The organism is Butyrivibrio sp., assembly GCF_024699075.1.
This window is the reverse complement of the sequence record NZ_JAILQF010000431.1, coordinates 1-4,211: the sequence shown is the minus strand read 5'-3', so window position 1 is coordinate 4,211 and position 4,211 is coordinate 1. Positions and strand designations below refer to the sequence as shown.

The 4,211-nt window shown below is 41.1% G+C and carries 3 protein-coding genes and 1 pseudogene; all 4 read right to left on the bottom strand.

The genetic code is table 11. From position 1 onward, the window contains the following. Nucleotides 1-226, bottom strand: a pseudogene (locus K6G87_RS17095) (hypothetical protein); the annotation flags it as partial. Between the two features lies 1 nt (nucleotide 227). After that, nucleotides 228-1,163 (bottom strand): ABC transporter permease, encoded by a 936-nt coding sequence (locus tag K6G87_RS17090; protein WP_296839955.1) that lies wholly within the window; start codon nucleotides 1,161-1,163, stop codon nucleotides 228-230. Nucleotides 1,164-1,287: 124 nt separating this feature from the next. After that, nucleotides 1,288-2,997: a peptide ABC transporter substrate-binding protein gene (locus tag K6G87_RS17085; RefSeq protein ID WP_296839951.1), complete on the bottom strand. Its 1,710-nt coding sequence runs from the start codon at nucleotides 2,995-2,997 to the stop codon at nucleotides 1,288-1,290. A gap of 286 nt (nucleotides 2,998-3,283) precedes the next feature. Continuing rightward, nucleotides 3,284-4,211, bottom strand: a 928-nt coding sequence (locus K6G87_RS17080) for a class I SAM-dependent rRNA methyltransferase (protein WP_296839949.1), incomplete at its 5' end; no start/stop codon positions are given.

Genomic DNA, 4,211 nt, shown 5'->3' with positions numbered 1-4,211 from the left:
TTACAAGTACAAAGATAAGTCCAAATACAGCACTCTTTTTACGTCTGAATCTTGCTACAACTTCTTTCCAGAAATTCTGGGATGCAAAGTTTGTATCCACAAAATCATCTGCTGTTTTTCCCTTTAATTTGAAATCCGCTGCAACAGGGACATACTGTTCTTTTTTAACCGCTACTAAATTCTCTGATTCGTAGGGTTCCTTTTTAAATGCTGAAGATGTTGCCATATCAGTCGCCCTCCTTTGCCACACGGATTCTTGGATCAATGATGCCGTAGAGAATATCTACAACGAGCATGATTCCAATGTACATAGCTGAATATATAAAGCTAAGGGCTATAACAACGTTATAGTCATTAGACTGGATTGCGTTTACAAGAAGTGATCCAACTCCAGGTATGGAAAAGATCTTTTCTACAACAAGTGAACCTGTCATAAGATCAACAACAAGTGGTGCTAATACAGTAATAATAGGAATAAGGGCATTTCGCAGTGCATGGCTGAATACCAGCTTATTGCCTGAAAGGCCCTTGGATTCAGCAAGAAGCATATAGTCTGAGCCAAGTACTTCGATCATCTCTGCTCTTGTAAATCTGGCTATGGAAGCCATGGTAAACATTGAAAGTGATATGGAAGGAAGTACGCTTGAGCCTACAACATCTTTTGCTGAAAAGAGCATTGGAAACCATCCAAGCTTAAATCCAAACTGATATGAAAGCGCCAAAGCAAATACATATGAAGGAACTGATACACCGATTACTGAAATAATGGTTGCAAGAGTATCCCATACTGTATCTCTTTTGAATGCAGCTAAAAGTCCAAGTAAAAGACCTACTACTGCACCAATCATAACCGCAGCAAATCCAACTCCAATAGATATTGGAAGTCTTGATGCGATAAGCTGCGTAATAGGTGTATTCTTGGAAATCTTATAACTTACTCCAAGATCACCCTTAAACATATTGATAACATAATGAAAGAACTGGATAACGATTGGCTTATCCAGACCATATTTTGCATATAGTGCAGCCTTTTGTGATTCGTTGAGCTTCTCATCGTTAAATGGAGAGCCCGGCATCAGCTGCATCAGTATGAATAGAATAAGTGTAATGGCCAGCAATGTGAATATTGCTGTTACTACTCGCTTTAAAACATATTTTTTCATGGTTGTCCTCTTGTAACGAGAGAATATTACAGGTTTTACCCTGTCCCCCAATTTAAAAGGCGCGAGGAAAAGTAATCAATTACTACTCTTCCTCGCGCAGCAATTTTGTTATAATCCGGATAATTTAGTTTTTAGTTGCGTTCTTATAAACTCTGTTAAGAGCTACAGGGTGGAACTCAATTCCTGAAACACTTGTAGAAATAAGTTCTGCATTGCACTGTGTATAAAGAGGGAAAATAACTGCCTCGTCCATTACGATCTTCTCAGCATCGTAAAGAGCTGCCCAGCGAGCCTCAGCATCCATAGCTGTCTCACCTGTTGTGCACTCAGCGATGATCGCATCGTATTCAGAATTGCTCCATAAACCGTAGTTGTTAGAGTTATTAGTAACCCACATTCCAAGGTATGTCATAGGATCTGCATAGTCAGGACCCCAACGTGTAAGACCAAGTTCGTAGTCGCCGTCCTGCATACGCTGTACTCTTTCCTTCTTAGGCATCTGCTGAAGTTCAACAGTAAGACCAGGAAGAGTTGTTTCAAGCTGCTCTTTTACTACCTGTGCTACCTTGATAGGAGCATCATCTGCATCGTGGATCATTGTGATTGTGATCTCTGATACGCCAAGTTCTTCAAGACCCTTGTTCCAGTACTCAAGTGCTGCGTCAGCATCAAATCTGCAGACATCTGAGAACTTCTCCTGATCAGCTGAGAAGTCTGATCCGTCAGGACCTGCTGCGAAATCCATAGGAACTGCTGTATAAGTTGGAGCTGAACCATCTTTAAGAACATCTGTTGTAATAGCTTCACGGTTAAGTGCCATTGTGAATGCATAACGGATATTTACATTATCAAGCTCTTTAACTTGGCTGATGTTAGGGCTGATATACCAAAGGTATCCTGCTCCGATAGCTTCGAATGCCGGATCATCCTTAACCTGGTCAACCTGCTCACCGTTTACAAGTGTTGTATCAAGGTCACCGCTCTGATAGCTCATAAGAGCCTGCTGTGAATCCTGAATAACCTGATAGTTAAGGCCGGCAAGTTTAACTGTGTCTGCTCCGTAGTAGTCAGGGTTCTTGGAAAGGTGGATAGTTGTTGCTGCAGGCTGGTAGTCATCAAGAATAAATGCACCATTTGAGAGTGTTGTCTCAGGGCTTGTAGCAAAAGTATCTGCACAGCTTTCAAAGAAAGCCTGATTTACAGGATAGAATGTTGGGAAATACATAAGGCTAAGGAAATAACTTACAGGAACGTTAAGTTTAACTTCAAGAGTCTTGTCATCTACAGCTGTTACGCCAAGTTCTGACTTATCCTTAGTTCCGTCAATGATCTCCTGTGCATTAACGATCTGTCCGATATCGCTAAGCATATAAGAATATTCAGAAGCAATCTCAGGATCAACGGCTCTCTGCCAAGCAAATACGAAATCTGCTGCAGTTACAGCCTCTCCATTGCTCCAGTTTGCATCTTCACGAAGATGGAATGTATATATAAGACCATCATCAGATACATCTACACTTTCAGCTACTGCGTAAACTGCCTGTCCATCTGCATCCATCTGCATAAGACCATCTGTATAGTCTGCAATAACCTCAAAAGAAGTACCATCTGTTGCCTGCTGTGGATCAAGTGATTCTACAGGTGTCTCCAGCATGATATTAAGATCTGATGAGCTGTTTCCAGCTCCTGTTGCTCCACCGGCCTGAGCTGTGTCTGAACTGCCTGCGCCAGTATTGTCTGATTCTGTTACTCCATTTACTGCAGAGCTTCCGCATCCGATCATGCTAAGAGCAAGTGTAGACGCAAGAACGACTGACAATAACTTTTTCTTCATAATGTTTCCTCCCTAAATACTTAAATACATGTATACAATTGATGATTATTAATCATACTAAGCGCATAAACATACATATGTCAACAAAAACTTTATCACTTTAAACAATTTATGCTTCAACGCGCCTATCGGATAAAGCGCAAAGCCGCAAAAAACGGGATAAATGCGAAGTTCACAGCATTTATCCCGTCGATAAATTTTTTCATTTTTTTATTTTCTTAAAAAAATCAGCTTAAGTTTGATCAACCGTTCAAAAGTTCACTTCATATTTATACGAACGATACCATCAGATCTCATCCACTACCTGGAAAGTTACAAACTTAAGATAGTATGATGTGTCATTAGCCCAGAGGATCGGATGATCAGGTCCCTGCTGACGGAACTCGATCTGACGAAGGCGCTTGTGAGCATCCTTGGCAGCTTCCTTGATGGTCTTAAGAAAGAGGTCTTCATCCATAAAGTGTGAGCAGGAGCAGGTTGCAAGATATCCGCCATTCTTTACAAGGCGCATACCTCTAATATTGATCTCGCGATATCCTGTTACTGCCTTCTTGATAGAAGCACGTGACTTGGTAAATGCAGGTGGATCAAGGATAACTACGTCATACTGCTCTCCTGCTGCCTCAAGTGAAGGAAGAAGCTCAAAGATATCTGCGCATTTATATCCTACAACGTTTGCATCAGCCTTCTCATCAGGGAGACTATCGCCCTCAAACTTCCTTGCAGTAAATCCGTTAAGGCCAGCATTCTCCATAGCCTGGTCAATAGCAAGTTCAGATGCATCTACAGACAGAACGGATCTAGCTCCCGCTGCCATTGCATTAAGTCCAAATGAACCTGTATGTGTGAAACAGTCAAGGACCTTAGCGCCTTTACACATAGGTCTTATAGACATACGATTGAGCTTCTGATCAAGGAAGAATCCTGTCTTCTGACCATCCTTAACATCAACTATATATTTGATATCATTTTCAATGATCTGAACATTAGTATCAAACTCAGCTCCAATATAGCCTTTAGTTCTTTCAAGACCTTCAAGCTCGCGAACCTTGGCATCGCTTCTTTCGTACACGCCGCGAACAGTTATACCATCTTTTAAAAGTACTTCTTTACATATATCTATAATAAGCTCTTTCATCTTGTCAGTACCAAGAGCCAGAGACTCGATAACAAGTACATCTCCGAATTTATCTATTGTAATTCCCGGAAGAAAA

Coding starts and splice junctions, on each gene's coding strand:
- K6G87_RS17090 (WP_296839955.1), bottom strand. CDS start 1,163: ATGAAAAAATATGTTTTAAAGCGAGTAGTAACAGCAATATTCACATTG.
- K6G87_RS17085 (WP_296839951.1), bottom strand. CDS start 2,997: ATGAAGAAAAAGTTATTGTCAGTCGTTCTTGCGTCTACACTTGCTCTT.